General features: G+C 66.6%; 14 protein-coding genes. 7 read left to right on the forward strand and 7 right to left on the reverse strand.

Translation table 11 applies throughout. The features are described 5' to 3' along the window. Positions 1-3: 3 nt before the first annotated feature. From hemN to ACIDOCELLA78_RS80735, 4 genes are all read right to left on the reverse strand, one after another. Positions 4-1338 carry an oxygen-independent coproporphyrinogen III oxidase gene (gene hemN, locus ACIDOCELLA78_RS80720; protein ID WP_201727413.1) on the reverse strand — a complete coding sequence of 445 codons (1335 nt, stop codon included), beginning with the start codon at positions 1336-1338 and terminating at the stop codon, positions 4-6. A 68-nt stretch (positions 1339-1406) separates the two neighbouring features. Then, entirely contained in the window at positions 1407-2729 is a 1323-nt protein-coding gene (locus tag ACIDOCELLA78_RS80725) for an NAD(P)H-dependent oxidoreductase (RefSeq protein ID WP_201727414.1), read from the reverse strand. Positions 2730-2733: 4 nt separating this feature from the next. Further along, positions 2734-3537: a phytanoyl-CoA dioxygenase family protein gene (locus tag ACIDOCELLA78_RS80730; protein ID WP_201727415.1), complete on the reverse strand. Its 804-nt coding sequence runs from the start codon at positions 3535-3537 to the stop codon at positions 2734-2736. A gap of 37 nt (positions 3538-3574) precedes the next feature. Next, positions 3575-4234, reverse strand: a complete 660-nt coding sequence (locus ACIDOCELLA78_RS80735) for a GntR family transcriptional regulator (RefSeq protein ID WP_201727416.1) — start codon at positions 4232-4234, stop codon at positions 3575-3577. Between the two features lie 209 nt (positions 4235-4443). Here ACIDOCELLA78_RS80735 and ACIDOCELLA78_RS80740 point away from each other — a divergent pair, with 209 nt between their 5' ends. The 4 genes from ACIDOCELLA78_RS80740 (at position 4444) to ACIDOCELLA78_RS80755 (ending at position 9503) form a co-directional block, all read left to right on the forward strand. Next, the gene (locus ACIDOCELLA78_RS80740) at positions 4444-4794 is read left to right on the forward strand and encodes a hypothetical protein (protein ID WP_201727417.1); all 351 of its coding nucleotides are present in this window, start codon (positions 4444-4446) and stop codon (positions 4792-4794) included. A gap of 25 nt (positions 4795-4819) precedes the next feature. After that, entirely contained in the window at positions 4820-5542 is a 723-nt protein-coding gene (locus ACIDOCELLA78_RS80745; RefSeq protein WP_201727418.1) for a hypothetical protein, read from the forward strand. Positions 5543-5646: 104 nt separating this feature from the next. Further along, on the forward strand, positions 5647-6645 hold the full coding sequence (locus ACIDOCELLA78_RS80750; protein WP_201727419.1) for a sensor domain-containing diguanylate cyclase: 999 nt from the start codon (positions 5647-5649) through the stop codon (positions 6643-6645). Continuing rightward, positions 6645-9503: an EAL domain-containing protein gene (locus tag ACIDOCELLA78_RS80755; RefSeq protein ID WP_201727420.1), complete on the forward strand. Its 2859-nt coding sequence runs from the start codon at positions 6645-6647 to the stop codon at positions 9501-9503. The genes ACIDOCELLA78_RS80750 and ACIDOCELLA78_RS80755 overlap by 1 nt, the downstream gene beginning before the upstream one ends. A gap of 516 nt (positions 9504-10019) precedes the next feature. On the opposite strand, the gene ACIDOCELLA78_RS80760 is transcribed toward ACIDOCELLA78_RS80755, so the two are convergent. After that, positions 10020-10265 (reverse strand): hypothetical protein, encoded by a 246-nt coding sequence (locus tag ACIDOCELLA78_RS80760; RefSeq protein WP_201727421.1) that lies wholly within the window; start codon positions 10263-10265, stop codon positions 10020-10022. A gap of 120 nt (positions 10266-10385) precedes the next feature. Between ACIDOCELLA78_RS80760 and ACIDOCELLA78_RS80765 the strand changes: the two genes are divergently transcribed. The 3 genes from ACIDOCELLA78_RS80765 to ACIDOCELLA78_RS80775 all read left to right on the forward strand — a co-directional run bounded on the left by ACIDOCELLA78_RS80765 (position 10386) and on the right by ACIDOCELLA78_RS80775 (position 17617). After that, positions 10386-11792: a CsgG/HfaB family protein gene (locus tag ACIDOCELLA78_RS80765; RefSeq protein ID WP_201727422.1), complete on the forward strand. Its 1407-nt coding sequence runs from the start codon at positions 10386-10388 to the stop codon at positions 11790-11792. Between the two features lie 185 nt (positions 11793-11977). Next, positions 11978-16912, forward strand: a complete 4935-nt coding sequence (locus ACIDOCELLA78_RS80770) for an S-layer family protein (protein ID WP_214006260.1) — start codon at positions 11978-11980, stop codon at positions 16910-16912. Positions 16913-16990: 78 nt separating this feature from the next. After that, entirely contained in the window at positions 16991-17617 is a 627-nt protein-coding gene (locus ACIDOCELLA78_RS80775) for a peptidoglycan-binding protein (RefSeq protein WP_201727424.1), read from the forward strand. 264 nt (positions 17618-17881) lie between these two features. Here ACIDOCELLA78_RS80775 and ACIDOCELLA78_RS80780 read toward each other — a convergent pair whose 3' ends face one another. Continuing rightward, positions 17882-19075: a phosphoglycerate kinase gene (locus tag ACIDOCELLA78_RS80780; RefSeq protein WP_201727425.1), complete on the reverse strand. Its 1194-nt coding sequence runs from the start codon at positions 19073-19075 to the stop codon at positions 17882-17884. After that, positions 19075-20088, reverse strand: a complete 1014-nt coding sequence (gene gap, locus ACIDOCELLA78_RS80785; RefSeq protein WP_201727426.1) for a type I glyceraldehyde-3-phosphate dehydrogenase — start codon at positions 20086-20088, stop codon at positions 19075-19077. The genes ACIDOCELLA78_RS80780 and gap overlap by 1 nt, the downstream gene beginning before the upstream one ends. Positions 20089-20134 lie beyond the last annotated feature (46 nt).

Consider the following 20134-nt stretch of genomic DNA (forward strand, 5'->3'; position numbering starts at 1 on the left):
CGCTCAGATCGCCGCCGCGTGCCGCCCGGCCTGGCCGAGCCAGGCATCGAAGGCGGCGGCGGCATGGCGCAGGAACGGCCGCCCGGCCTCGGTGATGGCGATGCGGCTGCCCTCGCGGTGCAGAAACCCGTCGGCCTCCAGCGGGGCGAGGGACTCGCATTCGGCGCCGAACCGGCCGGAATCGCCGCCGAACGCGGCGAGATCGACCGCGAGATCGCACATCAGCCGCTCGATGATCGCCCCGCGCAGCCGGTCCTCGTCATCCAGCGCCAGCCCCTTGGCGGTGGCGAGCCCGCCGGCTTCGATCGCCGCGAGATAAGGCTGGGTGCCGACCGCGTTCTGCGCGTAGCCCTGCGGCAGACGCGAGATCGCCGAGGCGCCAAGGCCGATCAGCAGGTCCGAGGGGTCGACCGTATAACCCTGGAAATTGCGCCGCAGCGCCCCGGTGCCGGCGGCGCGTGCCATCGCGTCCTCGGGCCTCGCGAAATGGTCGAGCCCGATCCGCCGGTAGCCGGCGGCGACCAGCAGTTCGGCGGCGCGCTGTTGCTGGGCGAAGCGCGCCGCGACATCCGGCAGGGCACGCTCGGCGATCACCTGCTGGCGCTTGCGCGTCCACGGCACATGGGCATAGCCGTAGAGCGCAATCCGATCGGGTCCGAGGGCGAGCACCTCGCCGATCGTCGCTTCCAGCGAATCGATGGTCTGGAACGGCAGGCCATAGACGAGGTCGAAATTCACCGAGGCGATGCCCGCCGCCCGCGCCGCCTCGGCGGCTTCCCTGGTCTGCGCCACGCTCTGGTGCCGCCCGATCGCCGCCTGCACCTCGGGCGCGAAATCCTGCACCCCGAGGCTGACGCGGGTGACGGCGAGATCGCGCAGCAGCCCCGTGGCGTCCCGCGGCAAAGTGCGCGGGTCGATCTCGATGGCGATTTCGGTCGCATCCTCCAGCACGAAATGCCGGGCGAGCGCCGCATGCACCCGGCGCAGCAGCGGTGCGGGCAGGGCGGTCGGTGTGCCGCCGCCCCAATGGATCTGCCCGGCCGGCAGACGATGCCCGATCGCGGCGGCGACGCGGCCGATCTCGGTCTCCAGCGCCGCCGCGTAGCGCTCCAGCGCGCCGACGCTGTGCACCGCGCTCGTGGTGCAGCCGCAGAACCAGCACATGCTGCGGCAGAACGGCACGTGCAGATAGAGCGAGGCGCGGGCATCGGGCGGAATGGCGGCGAGCCAGCCGGCATAATCCTTCGCCCCGGTCGCGGCGGAGAAATGCGGCGCGGTCGGATAGCTGGTGTAGCGGGGCAGCGGGCGGTCGTAGCGCGCGAGAAGGGCCTGTTCCATGCGCCCTGTCTGGCCCGCCCGCGCCGCCGCGTCCTTGATCGAAATCAAGCGGCGCGGCGGCGGCGGCTTCAGGCGGCGGCGAACCGCCGCTCCATCTCCCGGCGTGCGGCGATCGCCGTTTGCAGCGCCGATCCGGCGGCGGCGAAATCGACATCGTCCCACCCCACCACCTCGCCCTCGGCGATGCCGCGCCGCAGCCGCGCGTGATGCGCGAGCCCGATCGGCAGCGCGCCGGCGGCAAGACTCGCCCGCGCCGGCAGCAGCTTGCCCCACACCGTGTAGCCGCCCTCGCCATCGAGCACCTCGCCCGCCGCCAGATCCCGCTTGGCGATGGCGGCGACATCGCCGGCAAAGCCGCGCGGCCGCCCGGTCGGCTCGTTGCGCAGCGCGACCGACAGCACCGAGACGTTCAGCTCCAGCCCGATCAGGTGATAGGGCTTGTACATCGCGGCATAGCGGCCGGAGGCATCGGTCTTCAGCCCGTACTGCGCGAAGCACGCGGCGGCGTAGTCGTTCGGCGCCTCGAACACGGCATAGACGCCCCAGCGCAGGTCGCGGAACACCGGCCGCCCGTCGCGCTCCAGCGAGGAGACCACCTCGACCATGCCTGATCGCTCCAGCACCCCGCCGGCCGCGCGCGGGCGCAGCAGATGCGGCAAGTCGTCCACCCCGCAGGCGGGGAAATGCAGGCCGGACGAGGGCACGGCCAGCCCCGTCGCATTCGCGATCGCCGCCATCTCGATCGCGGATTTGGTGCCATCGAGAAAGGAGTTGAACATTTGCGGGTTCATCCCGCCCTCGCGCGCCTGCTCCGCCGTCAGCCCGTAATGCTGCCACACCGTGTCCGGGGTCACGCCATGATAGAGCGGCAGGTATTTCGTCCCCTTGCCGGCGGCGACCACGGAAAACCCGCAGGCCAGCGCCCAGTCCACCATCTCGGCGACGAGGGCGGGCTGGTCGCCATAGGCCAGCGAATAGGTCACCCCCGCCGCATCTGCCTCGGCGGCGAGCAGCGGGCCGGCCAGCGCATCGGCCTCGACATTGACCATCACCACCGGCTTGCCGGCGGCGAAGGCGGCGCGCGCATGGGCGATGCCGGCGGGCGGGTTGCCCGTCGCCTCGATCACCACGTCGATATCCGCGCGCCGCAATTCCGCGCCGGCATCGTCGGTGAAGCGCGTCGCGGCGACAAGCGCGTCGTCCCAGCCAACGGCGCGGCAGGCGGCGCGCGCGCCGTCCGGCCTGAGATCGGCGATGGCGGCGACCTCGATGCCCCTGGTGTGCGGCACCTGCGAGAGGAACATCGAGCCGAATTTCCCGGCGCCGATCAGCAGCACGCGGACCGGCCGCCCGGCATCGGCCCGGGCGGCAAGGAGGTGGGAGAGATTCATCGCCTCATTCCGCCGCCGCGCGGGGCGTGTGCGCCGCAAGCCGCGCCAGCGCATCGTCCGCCACCGGCACGATCGGCGCGAAATCCCGGTGCGCGATGAACTCCGGCCGCGTCGGCGTGCGGATGTGGTTGGAAACCGCGTTGAGCGTCAGATACACGATGCGGCGCGGATAGGGCGTGATGTTCCCGGCCGAGCCATGCACGAGATTGCCGTGGAACATCAGCACGCCGCCCGGCTTGCCGGTGGGCGCGACGATCCCGCCCTCGGCGACGAGCCGGCTCACCGTCGCCTCGTCCAGCGTCCAGAGCGGGTAGGACGTGGTCTCGACATCGTGGCGCGCCTCCAGGTCGCCCGCATTGTGGCTGCGCGGCACCAGCAGCAGCGGGCCGTTGATCGGCATCACCTCGTCGAGAAACACCGAAATGTTCATCGCCCGCGGCTCCGGCATGCCGTCATCGCGCTTCCAGGTGCCGTAATCCTGGTGCCACTGCCACACCTCGCCGGTAAAGGCCGCCTTCGCGTTGATCTTGTACTGGTGCATGTAGACCTGCTCGCCGAAGATCTGCTCGACCGGCCGGATCAGCCGCGGATGCGCGCCTAGCGTGCCGAACGCCTCGTTATAGGTATGCGCGGCGAAGGCGGTGCGCGGCGCGCCGGTCTTCTCGCGCCAGACTTCGGGCCGGTGCTCGCGATAGATCGCCTCGGACTCGCGCTTGAGCAGCGCCACCTCCGCGGGGCTGAACAGCTCGGGCAGGAACAGCCAGCCCTCGCGGTGGAAATCCTCGATCTGCTGTGCGGTGAGTTGCATGTCGTTTCCTCCTGTTCTGTCGTTTGTCGGTTGTGGCTCAGCCCGTCCGCGCGCGTTCGGCGAGGCGGCGCGCGGTGATCGCGCCGGCATCGCTCGCATGCTCGCGCGCCGCCGCCTCGGCCCCCGCCTCGTCGCCCGCGCGCACGCGGGCGAGGATTTCGGCGTGCTCGCGCCAGGCCCGGGCGCGGTAGTCTTCGGTCTCCAGCACCGCCGCCATGGCGCGGGCGAGGGCGGGAAAATGCGGGCCGGTCATCGTCTCGAAGACCGGGTTGCCCGAGGCGCGGTAGAGCGCGCGGTGAAAGGCGAGGTCGAGCCGCAGCAGGGCGGGAACGCCGCCGGCCGCGCCGGCGGCGGCGATGATGGCGTCGAGCGCGGCCAGGGCGCCGGCATCCCGCCGGGCGGCGGCGCGGCGCGCGGCAAGCCCGTCGAGGGCGGCGCGCACGTCATGGATCTGGACGATCCGTTCGGGGTCGACCGGCGCGATCTCGAAGCCCTTGCGCCCGCTCTCGCGCAGCAGGCCCTGGCGGTGCAGCAGATGCAGCGCGTGGCTCACCGGCTGGCGCGACACGCCGAGCCGCGCGGCCAGCTCGCCCTGGCGGATGCGCATGCCCGGCAGCAGGTCGCCATCGGCGATCGCCTCCACCACCCGTTCATAAACCTGGTCGATCAGCGTCTCCGCGGTCTCGATCCGCTCCATCCCCGTTCCCGCCGCATTCGGAATTCCAAAAATCCTGCGCCATGTCCGCCGCCGCGTCAAATGCCGTCTCCCGCGCGCCGTCCGCCGATCCGGTGCGGCGGCCGGCGACAAGGTTTGGTGACAAGGATTTATGGATTCCGCCGCAGTTCAGTCACAGAAATGACACGCCCCGCCGCTTCAATGCTGCCGCAACCGAAAGGAGAGCGCAGATGGAACGAACCACGATCGGGCTTCTCGGCGCGCTGGGCGGTCTCGCCGCCGCCGCGCCCGCGACGGCCCTGGCCGAGCCCGCGCCGCTGCCGCCGGCCGCGAGCTATGCCGAGCTGCTCGCCCCGGTGGACGCGCCCGCCGCCATCCTCCGCGCGCATGACGCGCTGCTCGCCCGCGCCCCGGCCGAGGCGCCGGCAAGGCTCGACCTGGTCGACCACCACCATCACCACCACCACGCCTATCGCCGCTATCGCTACTACCAGCACCACCACCACCATCATCACCACCATCACGGCTATTACGGGTATTATGGCTATTACGGCTGGTATCCGCGGCCGGACTGGCGTTGAACCGCCGCCGGGTGAGGGGAGGGCGATGACGACGAAGGTAAGGCTGCGCTATTTCGAGCCGGGGCTGGCGCCGCGGCGCACCCGGCTCGACGTGCCGGGCTGGGGCGGCGCGCCCGAGAAGCGGGGCGACGGCGCGCACGAGCAGCCCTGGCACTGCGCCCCCTTCGTCGAGGGCGCGCAATACGGGATCGAGGTGTTCTACCCCTATGAGAACGAACTCCGCGTCACCCGCCGGGATGGCCATGTGGCGCTGGAGAGCGACTGGGGCGCCGATCCGGGCACCGGCGTCAACTGGCCGCCCTTCCGCCCCTTCGGCCCCGGCTACTACACCTGTCAGCTCCTGCTCGACATCGCGGTTGACGAGCCGATGGCCGTCCGCGCCGAGCCCCACCCCCGCTACTTCACCGACGAGACCGGCGACGTGCCGCTGGCCGTCCCCGCGCTGCTGCGCACCGCCTGGTGGCCGATGATCTCCTTCGTCGTCTTCAAGGCGCCGCCTGCGGGCGTCACCCATGTCTTCCGCCGGGGCGAGCCCTTCATCCAGCTCGTCGTGGTGCCGGCCGATCCCGCGCTCGAACTCGCGCCGATGCCCCCCGAGGAAGCCGCCGCGCGCGAGCTGCGCGCCCGCCGCATCCACGCCAGCCGCGACACGCTCGGCCAGTCCTCCCGCTGGACCTCGGCCACCGGCACGATCTTCGACGGCACCTATCGCAACCTGCTGCGCGCCGCTCGCGGCAAGCCGGTCTGACCCCTCGATTCACACCGCCACATATTGCAATTAACTAAAATTTAATCATATCACGCGATAGTGTATCGCTTTACGCAAATGAAATCGCGCCCCAGAGATTGTCCTTGTTCGATCAGTCGTCGATCATCCTCACGGTGGAAGTCCTGCAAACCCTGCTGGATTCGCTGCCCAATCCGGTCTTCCTGATCGACCGCGATCACCGCCTCGTCCTGGTCAATCAGGCGATGGCGGATTTCGTCGGCTATCCGCGCGAGTCGCTCGTCGGCCGCAATGGCGAGGGGCGGGTGCCGCGCGCGCTGCTCGAAGGCTACTGGCGGGTGGACGACCGCGTCTTCGCCACCGGCGAAAGCGACGAGACCGAGGAAATCGTCACCGGCGCCGGCGGCCGGCAGCGCATCGTGATCACCCGCAAGCGCCTGATCCAGCTCGACACGCTGGCCGGTCCCACGCCGTTCATCATCGCCGCCCTGTCGGACGTGACCCGCTTTCGCGAGGCCGAGGCCCGCGCCCGCCACCTCGCCGCGCACGACAATCTCACCGGCCTGCCCAATCGCGGCCAGTTCACCCAGCGCCTCGCCGAGGCGCTCGCCGCGGCCCCGCGCAGCGGCGAACTGGTCGCCGTCCTGCTCGTCGATCTCGACGGATTCAAGCCGATCAACGACCAGTTCGGCCACATCGTCGGCGACAGCGTGCTGCGCATCATCGGCCGTCGGCTCAGCGGGGTGATCCGCGCCGGCGACACCGTGGCCCGCCTCGGCGGCGACGAGTTCTGCGTGATCCAGCGCGGCATCTCGCACGAGGATCACGCGCTCGCTCTGGCCGGCCGCATCGTCACGACGATCGGCCAGCCGCTGGCCACACGGCCCGCGCCGCTCACCGTCACCGCCTCGGTCGGTCTCGCGCTCTGCCCGTCCGACGGCGACGATCCCGAAACCCTGCTCGAACGCGCCGACCGCGCGCTCTACGCCGCCAAGCATGGCGGGCGCGGCGGGTTCCGCCGCTACCATGCCGGCCTGCAACGGCCACTGGCGCCGCCGGACATGGTGGCCCTGCTGCGCGACCTGCCGGCCGATCCGCCGCCCGCCCCGGCGGAGGCGCCGTGATGACCGCGCAGGACGCCGCGCAGCAGCCGACGCTCTGCCAGGTGCTCGCCGGCGCCCGCGGGTTCGCCGCCTGGGAGATCGATCCGCTCGCCGGGCGGGTCCGCCCGCTCGCCGGCGGCGCGCCCGGTCCGGACTCCAACCAGCCGGCCGCCGAGTCGCTCGCCGCCTTTCTCGCCGGCATCGATACGGACGACCGCGCCCGCGTTGCCGCTGCGCTCGACGCCGCGGCTGCGCCCGGCAGTATGGGGCTCGACATCGCCTTCCGCCGCGCCGGGGCCGCGCCCGGCGCCTTCTGGCAGCTCGCCCGCTTCCACGTCGTCGGGCGCGATGAGGCCGGGCGGCCCCTGCGTCTCGCCGGCATCATCGCGGATATCGGCGCCCTGCCGGATCTTGCCGCCGGCGCCCTCGGCAGCACCGAGAACGACCGTCTCGCCGCCCTCGCCGCCGAGCTTGCCCGCCGCACCGAGGAACTCGCCAGTGCCCATCGCCTCGCCCGGGTCGGCGCCTGGCGCTGGGATCTCGCCCGCCATCGCGTCTGGCTTTCAACCGAAACCCTCTGGCTGCTCGGCATCGAGGGCGCGGCCGCGGAGATGGATTACGACCAGCTTCGCCGCATCATCCACCCCGACGACTATCATTACGCCATGGCCTGTTTCCGCGAAGCGGTTCAAACCGCGACGCCGGTCACGCTGGAATACCGCACCGTCCTGCCCGATGGCGCCATCCACGCCGTGCTTACCCATGCCGAGCCGGTGATCGGGGCCGATGGCCGCGTCGCTCAGCTGCGCGGCACCACCCAGGATGTCACCCCGTTCCGGCGGGTCGAGGCGGCGCTGCGCGAAAGCGAGGACCATTACCGCCACATGGTGGAGCTGCACCCGCAAATCCCCTGGACGGCGGGGCCGGATGGCGGGATTCTCGAAGTCGGCCCGCAATGGCTCGCCATCACCGGCATGACCCGCGAGGAGACCATGCCCTTCGGCTGGACCTCCGCCGTCCACCCGGACGATCTCCCGCCCACCCTTGCCGCCTGGCAGCACAGCCTTGCCAGCGGCGATCCGGTCGATGTCGAGTTCCGCATCCGCGCCGCCGATGGCGCCTATGCCTGGGTGCGCGCCCGCGCCGCCGCCCGCCGCGATGAGGCCGGGCAGATCCTGCGCTGGTACGGCACGCTCGAAGACATTACCGACCGCTGGATGGCGGAAAACGCGCGCAAGGCGTCCGAGGCGCTGGCCCTGCGCGTGCTTGAGGCCAGCGGCGACGCGGTGATCGTCTTCGATGCCGCCGGCGCCGTCACCTTCGCCAATGCGCGCCTCGCCCCCCTGCTCGGGCTCGACGCGCCGCCGGAGGGCCTCGACGCCGACGGTCTCTTCGCCTCCGCCCATTGCCGCGAGCTTTGCGCCGCGCTGAAGCGGGCGATGGAAACCGGCGCCGGCGCCCATTTCGAGCTGTTCTGGCCGCCGACCGATCGCTGGCTGGAAGCCACCATCGTCGCCGAAGCCAGCGACATCTCGCTCTTCCTGCGCGACGTCTCGGAAAAGCGCCTCGCCCAGCAGCAGCTCCGCTACGCCGCCAGCGTCGACTACATGACCGGCGCCGCCAACCGCGCCTCCCTGTTCTCCCGCCTGGCCGAGCAGTTGCAGTGCCAGCAGCCCGGAAACCTCACCGCGCTGCTCTGCCTCGATCTCGACTATTTCAAGGAAATCAACGACCAGCACGGCCACCCGACCGGCGATGCCGTGCTGCGCCAGCTCGTCAGCCGGCTGCGCCTCTGCCTGCGCTCGCGCGATCTGCTGGCCCGTTGCGGCGGCGATGAATTCGTCATCATGCAGACCGGCGTCTCCGCCCCGCCCGACGCCCTGGCGCTGGCCGACCGCATTCTCGCCGCGCTGCGCCAGCCTTTCGAGGTCGATGGCATCTCGCTGCCCGCCGGCGCCTCGATCGGCGTCGCCGTCGCACTCCCCGGCCAGGCCGACGCCGACTCCCTCTACCGCCAGGCCGATCGCGCGCTCTACGTCGCCAAATCCCGCGCCCGCGGCACCTACCGCCTGTTCCACCCCGACATGCTGCAAGCCGACGAGGCCAGCCGCCGCCTGCGCGCCGAGTTGTCGGGCGCGCTCGGCCGCGGCGAATTCGCGCTCGATTTCCAGCCCATCGTCCATCTCGCAACCCGCCGCACCGTCGGCGTCGAGGCGCTGCTCCGCTGGCACCATCCCGCCCGCGGCCTCATTCCGCCCGCCGAGTTCATCCCGCTCGCCGAGGAAAGCGGGCAGATCGCCGCCCTCGGCGCCTGGGTGCTGCGCCGCGCCTGCGCCGCCGCCCGCGCCTGGCCGGACGACGTCAAGATTTCCGTCAATGTCTCACCCCGCCAGTTCGAGATCGGCGACATCCGCGCTACCGTCACCGAAGCCCTCGCCGCCGGCGGCCTGCCCGCGAGCCGTCTCAAGCTCGAAATCACCGAATCCGTGCTGCTCTCGCAGAACGCCGCCAGCGCCCGCCTCCTGCAAGACCTGCGCGAACTTGGCGCGATGCTGGTGCTCGACGATTTCGGCACCGGCTTTTCCTCGCTCTCCTATCTCGACACGTTCAAGGTCGATGTCGTCAAGATCGACAAATCCTTCCTCTCCCGCATCCGCGCGCCTGGCGACCGCCAGCCCATCTTCGAGGCGATCATGGGCATGACCGCGGCACTCAACCTGCCCGTCACCGCCGAAGGCGTGGAAACCGCCGTCCAGCTCGACTACGTGACCAGCCTCGGCTGCGACTGGGCGCAGGGCTATTTCTTCTCCCCCCCGGTTTCCGAGGCCGAATTGCGGCGCCAGCTCCGCACCCCGGCCGCCGCCGCCCGCAACGGCTGACGCACTCCACATCTGGGTCCGCCCACTCCGCTACGTCCTTGAGGCACATGGAGCATCACCCGATCGGATGGAGTCATCTGATCGGAAAGTGCTCTATCCTCGGCGGAATCCGCAAATATTTTATCCTGAAAATGATAATATAAAATATTTAAAATATTCGATATTTATAGAAAAACTATTCCTATTGGTTGCGTCTTGTTCTGACAAAATTTACAATCACAGCATTGAACATAATATATACAATTAATTGCACATTAAAACATGCCAAACGCAAAATACCGGGCTATGCACAAAGCGTATGATTCGAGGTTTGGTGATGTTCAGAAGAAAGCTGAGGCACTGCACGCGGCTTTTCATTGTCCTGGCTGCGATGACGGCAGGAGCGCGGGCAAACGGGTATGGAACGGATTCGCCTTATCAACTCCCGACGCCAGCCGATCTTGCCAATCTCGGTGCCGTGGAAAGCATAATTCTCCAAAAACAGGCAGGAATGTATCATTCTCCTGTATATAATTCCTACAGTACAACAAATATCGCGAAGCAGACGAACTGCAACGTTGCGCCGACAACGTACGGAAATTCGGGAACGACCGCAGCGACGGCCGGTTCGCCAAGCACGATCGGTGCGACGCCAAGCGCAACCGGCAATTCAAGTTCAACGCAGTCTTCGCTGTCGGCATCGACCGCAGGCACGCCCCTGACCACGACGGGGCAGACAAACAGCGGCGCGGTCGGAACCGTCCTGAATGGTTCGACAAGCACGTCGATCGCCGGAACCTATTCCCAGGCGCTTAACAGTAACCAGACCAATGGGGGGACGCAGAGCGCGTCAGTAAGCAACAGTACTGCATGTTCTGTTGGTTCCGGATCGCTGAACTAGCCATGACCCAGACAACTGAAAATCGTCTTCTTCCCCTGCCACGCAACCTGGTGGCGCTGGCGACATCCCCGCGCTGCTTGATTCGGCGTGTTTCACGAGCGCGCATGCTGCGCGGCACCGCGGTGCTGCTCTTGAGCAGTCAGGCGCTGGTAGGCTGCGCGTCCATCGGCATGCAGCGGGTTGAGCCCGGAGAGGCGCCTATCGTGCTGGGTCCCAAGGTCAGATACAATCTGACGCCGGTCGATCCGGCCTTCGCCTGCCTCGCCGACGAGATCGTCCGCGACGACAAGCCGCGCCTGACCTTCGCGGTCGGCGACATCAAGGACTACACGGGCCGCTACAACATCAACGAGGGCAACGCCATCACGCAGGGCGGCGCGCTGATGGTCGAGACGGCTCTGGGGCATCTCGGCAACGCGATAACGCAGGTTGAGCGCGTCGATCCTCATATCACCCAGATGGAGCTGGGTTACACCGACCAGCGAGAGCTGGGCGATGGCCGTCCGCACCAGTTGAAGCCGGGCGCAGGCCCGGTGCCGTGGATGCCCTATTATGGCGGCACGATCCTGCGTTCACAATATTACATCATCGGCGGCATTACCGAGCTGAATTACAATATTCAAAGTGGTGGCGTGCAGGTCATGCAGAATCTGTCCGGCCCCTCGGCAACCACCTTCACCGAAAACATCGCGATCGACCTCGAGCTTGTGGATACCCAGACGACACAGATTGTCAAAACCGTCAGTCTCGAAAAGCAGATCGTCGGCTATCAGGTGAGCGCCGGCATTTTCCGGTTCTTCGGCAGCGACCTGTGGGATGTGAACATCGGGGCCAAGAACGAGGAGCCGCTGGAGCTTGGCGTGCGCACCACGCTGGAACAGGGGACGCTGGATCTGGTGGCGGCAGCCGAGCATCTGAGTCCTCTGCCCTGTATGAAAAAGGTCCGGGATCGCATCTCCGAAAAGACGGCCGATCAGCTGCGCAAGACGCCAAACCACGTAAAGATCATCCAGCCGCCAATGCCTCCCGGCGCTGAGCAGCCGCTTGCCAGGCCGCTTGCCAGGCCGCTTGCGGGCGCCAGCGGGGGCGCCATGATCAAGCTGGCCTTCGATTTCGGTTCATCGGAGATCCCGCCAGGAGATGGCGGTCTCCTCACAAAGATCGCGCAGATGGCAGCAAAAGCCCCGATAACGGTCGAGCTGCTGGCGCCCGCCCTCGAGGATTGGTCTCCCATGAACCGTTACGGGTTCGTCCAGGCCCGCATAGCCGCGCTGAAGTCGGGTCTTGCAACCCATGGCATGGCGGCGCCGGTGGTCACCACCCAGTGGGCCCCGTCCGATACCGACAGCAAAATCTATCATGAGGGCTCAAGTTATCAGAAGGTGGCAATCGTTACGATTAATAAATAATATAAATAAAAGAAAATACAAATGACGACATCGTAAAGATACCAAAATCTTACGAATCAGATAGACCATAAATGCATCCAAAACAGGATGGTTAATTTTCAAAATGGGAGAGAGCTTTGAAAGACGCAAAGCTACGAACTAATCTGCTGGGATCTACAGCGGCAAGTTTGCTATTCTTCGGCGCCATGTATGGCGGCCAGGGATTTGCGCAGACTGCGAAAACAACTGTCGGCGCAACGGTCACGACGTCCGGCGTGGCGGCCGGCCCCGGCGCGGCGACTGGGTATACATCTAACTATTTCAATGCCCAGAATACCCCGTCCAGCACGGCAACCGCCAATCTGGCGATCTCGGCCACCGCGTCCAACCAGACCTCTGGCGCGACGTTCACCGGCACCGGTGGTACCGGCACTGTTGCCAATTCGTCAACGACAACCGCGAACACCATCGCTGCGCAGGCCACGGGCAACACCCTGACCAACACGGTCGATCTGGCGACGATCGGCGGCACGACGGCGGGAACAACCGGCAACGGCCTTGCGGTCCTGGCCCAGGAAGCCAATAACGCAACGACGAATGGCGCAAATACCTACGTCGTTGCCGTCAACGCGATCACCACCGCCAACACGCTCCGGAACGTCACGACGGACGCCGTCAGCGGTTCCAGCCTCGCCCAGAGCGCCAACGCCATTTCGTCGTCGGCGACCGGAAATGCGAGCAACACCACCATCAGCGGTGCTGTTCCGGTAACCTACGTGGGTCAGGGTGCGCCGGGCAGTGCCGTTCTCTCGTCTCAGGCGACAACGGGCAACGCCCTCGACGCCTCCGCCAATATTGCCCTGAGCAACGCGCAGGCCAATAATTCCATCGCCGGAACAAGCGCTGCTTCCACCACGAACAACACGGTCAATCTCGCGGTAAATTCCTCGACCGGGACAACCGCGCAGACGCAGTCGCTGACTGCGGCGCAGACGGGCAACACCGTGTCGGCCTCCTACACCGGCAATACCGCGACCAGCACGCTTTCGGTTGCCTCCGGCTCGGCGCCCAGCCTCGATGGCAGCGCGCTGGTCAGCAACCTGCAAAGCAACACCCAGACGACCGCGCCGACAGGTGCGACGACGAGCTCTGTGACTGGAAACAGCATCACCGCGTCCGTCGCGTCGGGTGCTTCGACCAACAACCCGATCACGCTCTCGAACGGCAGCCTGACCCAGTCGGGCAACGCGATCAGCGGCTCCTCCACGGGCAATACCGCGACCAATCTCGCCGAACTCGCCGGCACGATGAACCTCGCCGGTGCGACCACGACGCAGGCGAACACGTCGGCTTCGGGCACGCCCACGAATACCCTCCAGGCTGATTTCGGGATCGCCAGCCAGCAATCCCAGGTCAATTCCATCGCCGCTCAGTCGTCGGTCTCCGGTAACAGCATCACCTCCCTCGCGCAGAACGTGAGCGGCTCGACGGTGAGCGGAACCGGCAACACCATCAACGCGTCGGCCACCAACAATAGCGTGTCGAACGCCGTCACCATCCCGACTTCGGGCGCCAATGCCGCCACGCTCGATGGGCTGATCGGCATCAACAGCCTGCAGACCGCGACCGGCTCGGCCGTCACCGCCAACAACTCCGGCAACACCGTCTCGCTGACCGCCGGAACCGATGGAACCACGACCCCCCTCGCCACCGCCACGGTCAGCAACTCCACCCTGGCTTTGACGGGTAACGGCACCAGCGCGTCGGCGGTTGGCAACAACGCGGTGAGCGCAACCGGCGGCGCCGGCAACGCGCTGACGGTGAGCGGCACCAACGTGAACGCATACCCGAATGCGGGTACCGCGTCGCTGGCGGGCCTGACCTATGATGGAACCACACTGACGGCCGCCGCCGGCCTGTCCGTTGGCAACAACCAGAGTTCCAGCACCTCGCCGGTCGCCGCCACCAACAGCGGCAACGCGATCAAACTGACAGCCAATGGAACCACTCTTACCGGTGATACCCTGAGCCTGTCCGGCGCGGCCGGAACCTACGCGGCCCAGGCTATCGCGCAGAGCAACAACGCGTCGAATGCGCTCAGCGTCAATGCTGACCAGTTGGCCGGCTCCGCGGGTCTCGCCAGCGTGCAGACCGACGCAAGCGGCGCCTCCGCCACGCTGCTGAACCCGAATATCGAGATCGCGGCGAATACGACGGGCAACAACCCGATCTCGAACTCCTCGATCACCCTCGGCGGCGCCAACGGCAACATCCTGCGGTCTCTGGCGTATGGCAATGCGAATGCCAACACGCTGAACTCGACCTCGACCGGCCTTAACGTCTACACGGCGACGGCCCCAGCCACCGCTGTGTCTCTGGCGTCGACCAGCAATAGCGCGGATGCGGCGCTGGCATTGTTCAACAGCCAGTCCGAAACCGCGAGTGTGACCGCGGGGGCGACAACCACGAATCCGCTTCTGGTGTCTCTCGGTGCGGGTAATGTGAGCGGCTCGACCGTCAGCAACACCAATAACCAGTTTGTTGCGGCGGGCTACGGCAACCAGACCAGCAACGCTGCCAACGTCTCGATCACCGACCTTGCGCAGCCGACTGCCGGAGCAACGCCGCCGCCAGCCTTCCTGCCCGTGGCGGCGGTTGCCAACACCTCGACGTTGAGCGGTCAAGTTGCCAGCACGGTGACCGGCGCCTCGACGAATACGGGTCTGTTCGATCTGACGACGGCAACCGGAACGGGTACCGTCAGCGGCTCGACGCTGAGCCTCAGCGGCAATAATGCGCTGGCCCAGGCCAACGGCAACCTCGCTTCCGCCAACAACCTGACCGTCACCGGCACCAGCCTGATCGATGCAAGCGGGACGGCCATTACCGCGCCTGTGTCCTATAATGGAACCACGGCGTCGGTGAACGCGGGCTTCAGCGTGGCCAACACCCAGTCCGCCTCCAATACTGTCTCGGCAACCCAGACCAATACTGGCGCGCTTCTCAGCCTCGGCGGCACCGGTGCGGTCTCGAATTCGACCCTGCAGGCGCAGAACAACAACTTTAACGCGTCGGCGACCACCAACAGCGCGTCGAATAACCTCGTGATCGGCACCTCCACCACGCCGGTTGCGGTGCTGACAAGCTCCGCCGGCGGGCTCAATGTCCAGACGGTGACGAGCGCTGGCGGCACTTCGGCGTCTGTCGGTAATGCCGGCTCCCCGGCCGTGACGTCAACCACCGGCGTCAACGGTAATTACACCGGGTCTTCGATTGCAAGCACCAATAACACGATTACACTGACTTCGGGCCAGACCCTTACGTTCAGCACGACAGGGACGGGCCTCACGCCGGCTCAGTTGGCCTCTGTCATTTCGGCTACGGGTGGTGGCACTGTCTCGGTTAGTGGGACCAATGTGGTGTTGACGCCGGGAACGTCGTCGTCGACATTTACATTCCCGACGGGAACGACCTTTACGATCAATACGGGGGCGAAGACTGTCGCAACCGCAGGAACAATTACCGTTCCTGCCCTGAACACCACGCCGTTCGGTCAGGTTGCCACGTCTGGTAATCTGACCAACAGCACCTTGTCGGTGACGGGTAACAACTATGGCGCGGTCGCGCAGGGCAACGTTGGCACCACCAACGTCTCGGTGACGGCGGATACTGTCAACGGCGGCGCCCTTGCGGGAACCCAGAGCAGCGCAACCGTTGCGTCGACCACCTCGCAAACGGCCACGGCCGATCTGTCGGCGGTCAACGCGCAAACCAACGCCTCGATCACCAGCGCCACGGCCTATGGTGGAGCCGAGATCACCAGCTCGGCAACCTCGCCGGCGATTTCGGGATCGACCCTCAGCGTGTCGAATAACTCGCTGAACGCGACGGCCCAGGCCAACGTCGCGACGACTGCCCTCACGGTCAACGGCACGATTTCGCAGAACAATACGACAGCGGGGACCTACGCGACGTCCGGCGCCCTGGTGTCGAGCCAGAATGCGACCAATAACGTGACGGCTACCGCGGGTACCGTGGCCACCTCGGCCACGACCACATCGACGGTCGGCCAGACCGTGACCTCCCCGGGCGCGATCGGCTCCAGCTCCAGCCTGGCGCTGAACGGCAACACCACAACGGCCACGGCGAATGCCAACAGCGCGACCAACACGCTGACGGCAAACGCGACGACGCTGGACAACCCCACAACCAGCGCGGCGTCGATCACGACGAATCTGCAAACGGTCAATGCGGCATACGCATTGAACAACACGCAGTCCTCGTCCGGTGCCACCACCGGCGTGACCGCCCAGGCCAACAGCTCGGTCAGCAACAGCGATACGGCTGGCAGCACCGGCCTGCAGAGCAGCTCGGTTGTTCTCAACGGTAACACGACGACGGCGAACGCCATCGCCAACACCGCGGCGAACACGCTCAACGTCGCGGGCTCGACCGTGAACGCGCCGGCAGCATTGCTGAATAACCAGAACAACGCCGACTCGGTTTCCGCGGCAGGCACCTCGAACGTTCAGTTCAGCCTGACCGGCGGCACCGCGACCACTCCGGCGGCCTCCGGCTCGACGATTGCACTGACGAACAATGCTCTGAATGTGCAGGCGGCGGGCAACTCCAGCGTGAACGCACTCAACGCCCTGCCGACCGCGAGCTTCGGCACCCAGGCGGCCGGTGCTTCGGCTGGCGGAACGACGGCCACCACGGCGCAGTTCGTGGCTCTGAACGCCCAGACCAACAGCGGGTCGGTCAGCGCGACGAGTTCTGAATTCGGTGCAACCGCGCCCACCAGCCAGTTCAGCGTGGCTCTGAACGGTGCAACCGGCGGTACGGCACAGGTTCAGAACACCAGCGTGAGCGTCATGGGCAATGCCGTCAACGTGAACGCCTTCGGCAACTCGGCCCAGAACACGGTGACCCTTGCTGGCCTGAATAGTGGCAACGCAACCAGCGCGTTGCAGAACACCCAGGCCAACACTGGCAACGTGACCGCCACTGCCGGCTACAACGCCTTCGGCGTCACGACCGGTGCTCCTGGCGCAACTGGCAGCACTGTCAATGTCGCGAATAACAGCATTGTTGCTCGGGCGACCGGCAACAGCGCCATCAACACGGTTGTTGCTCACTAACTGGAGCAAGAACACCTTGGAGGGGAAGCATTCGCTTCCCCTCTTTTTTGCTTAACCGCTTGGACATGGAGTTCATTGATGGGTTGTCGTACGTCTCGTCTCGTCAAGGTCGCAACTGTCGCTCTCGCGTGCGGCTGGTTCGCTTCGCACGCAGCCCGGGCAGCCGATGCCAGGGGTAATTTTGCCGTCAATGGCATTGGCGCGACATCCTGCGCGGATACGGTCAACGCCATCAACCATGGCCAGGTCGCCGTGCGTGCGGAGTTGTCGAGCTGGCTGATGGGATATATCAGCGCCCTCAATCGTGTTGATCCCAATACGTTCGATATCGTGCCTGTTCAGTCCGCGAACGCGATGACAAACCTCGTTGTCAACATCTGCGCCAAGAACGGCAAGGCGATGGTCGCCGGAGTTGCGAACTCGATTATCGACACGCTGAAACTCGGCGCGATACACACCTCGTCGCCGCTGGTGACGGCGTCGTTCGGCGGCAAGTCCGTCGCGATCCGCGAGACGACCCTGAAGCGTCTTCAGACCTACCTGAAGAAGCATAAATATCTTTCAGGCCCGGTGGACGGCCAATTCGGCCCCAGCACTCAAGCCGCGATCAAGGCGTTTCAGGTCAAGCAAAAGCTGGTTGTCAACTCTCTTCCCGACGCCGAAACGGTGATCCAGGCCGTCGTCGTTCCCGCGATGAAAAAATAAAGTGGATAGAACATCATTCAACCGGATAGGGATGCTCTATTTCTCAACATGGTAGAGCATCATCCGCCGGGATAAGGATGCTCTATTTTTCAATATGATAGAGCATCATCCGACCGGATAACGATGCTCTATTTCACAGTGCCATGGATCATCCCGGAACCCGGCCCCGCTCAGCGCCCCTGTCTGCGCGGGCAAGGTTCCGAAACACGAACCGCCGGCGCGGTCCCCCGCGCCGGCGGTTCAATCCATTCCGCGCGGTGCCGATCAGTGCTCGCCGAGTGCCGCGACGCCGGGGAGGGTCTTGCCCTCCATCCATTCGAGAAAGGCGCCGCCGGCCGAGGAGACATAGGTCAGCCGGTCGGTCACGCCGGCCAGGCGCAGCGCCGCCACCGTGTCGCCACCGCCGGCGACCGAGATCAGCCCGCCCGCCGTCGCCTCCGCCACCGCGGCGGCGAGTCGCATGGTCGAGGCGTCGAAAGGCGGGGTCTCGAAGGCGCCGAGCGGGCCGTTCCAGATCAGCGTCTTCAGCTCCCTCACCGCGGCGATGATCGCCGCGGCGGTGGCGGGGCCGACATCGAGCGCCATCGCGTTCGCCGGCACCGCGTTCGCCGGCACGGTTTCGGTGGGCGGGTTCGGCGCGAAGGTTTCGCTGACCACGAAATCCGACGGCAGCAGGATGCGGCAGCCATGCGCCGCCGCCGATTCGACGATGGCGCGGGCGGTGTCGTGCAGCGCGGGCTCCTGCAACGATGTGCCGAGTTCGGCGCCCTGGGCGGCGAGGAAGGTGTTCGCCATCGCCCCGCCGATCACCAGCAGGTCGACTTTGGTGATCAGGTTGGTCAGCAGGTCGAGCTTGGTGGAGACTTTCGAGCCGCCGACGATGGCGCCGACCGGCCGCTTCGGGTGGCTGAGCGCCGCTTCCAGGGCGGCGAGTTCCGCCTGCATCAGCCGCCCGGCATAGGCCGGCAGGAGATGGGCGAGACCCTCGGTGGTGGCATGGGCGCGGTGCGCGGCGGAAAAGGCGTCGTTGACGAAGATGTCGCCATTGGCGGCGATCGCCTTCGCCAGCGCGGGGTCGTTGCTCTCCTCGCCGGGATGGAAGCGGGTGTTTTCCAGCACGATGATGTCGCCCTCCGCCAGCGCGCCGACGGCGGCTTCGGCCGTGGGGCCGACGCAGTCACCGGCGAAGGCGGTGGGCCGACGCAGCACCGCGCCGAGCGCCTCGGCAACCGGACGGAGCGACATCTCGGGCACGACCTTGCCCTTCGGCCGGTCGAAATGCGACAGCACGATCACCTTCGCACCCTTGCCGGCGAGTTCGACGATGGTGGGCGAGAGGCGCTCGATGCGGGTGAGGTCGGTGATCCGCCCGTCGCGCAGCGGCACGTTGAGGTCGGCGCGCACGAGCACGCGCTTTCCCCTGACATCGACCCCGTCGAGCGGGCGCCAGTCCGCCATCAGAGCGACCCGAACAGGGCGGCGGTGTCGCTCATCCGGTTCGAGAAGCCCCATTCATTGTCGTACCAGCCCATGACGCGGGTGAGCGCGTTGTCGATCACCGCGGTCTGCGGCGCATCGAAGCTACATGAATAGGCGACATGGTTGAAATCGGCGCTGACCAGGGCCTCGGTCGAATAGTCGAGAATGCCCTTGAGCTTGCCCTCGGAAGCCGCCTTCATCGCCGCGTTGATCTCGTCCTTGCTGGCCTGCGTCTTCAGGTTCACGTCGAGCGAGACGAGCGAGACATTCGGGGTCGGCACGCGGATCGCGGTGCCGTCGAGCTTGCCCTTCAGCTCGGGCAGGACGAGGCCGACGGCGCGGGCCGCGCCCGTGGTGGTCGGGATCATCGAGAGCGCGGCGGCGCGGGCGCGGTGACGGTCCTTGTGCAGGGTGTCCACCGTTTTCTGGTCGCCGGTATAGGAGTGGATCGTCACCATGTAGCCACGCTCGATCCCGAAGGTCTCGTGCAGCACCATCGCCATCGGCGCGAGGCAGTTGGTGGTGCAGGAGGCGTTGGAGATGATCGTCATGTCCTTGGTCAGCGTGTGGTGGTTCACGCCGTAGACGATGGTGGCGTCCACCCCGTCCGCCGGGGCGGAGACCAGGACCTTGCGGGCGCCGGCCTCGATCAGCTTCGCCGCGGCGTCGCGCTTGGTGAACAGGCCGGTGCATTCCATCGCCACGTCGACACCCTGCATCGGCACCTTCGCCGGGTCGCGCTCGGCGGAAACCCGGATCGGCGCATAGGTGCGGCCGGCATTGGTGATGACGATGCTGTCGCCCTTCACCTCGACGGTGCCGGGGAAGCGGCCATGCACCGAGTCGTAGCGCAGCAGGTGGGCGTTGTCCTCGACGCTTCCGAGGTCGTTGATCAGGACGCATTCGACGTCGGAACGTCCGCTCTCGATCATCGCGCGCAGCACGAGGCGCCCGATGCGGCCGAATCCGTTGATCGCGACTTTGATGGTCATATGATGAAGTCTCCCTCGAAAACGTTCAGGTAAGCTCTGGGCTGTG

The sequence above is a fragment of the Acidocella sp. C78 genome, from assembly GCF_907164655.1.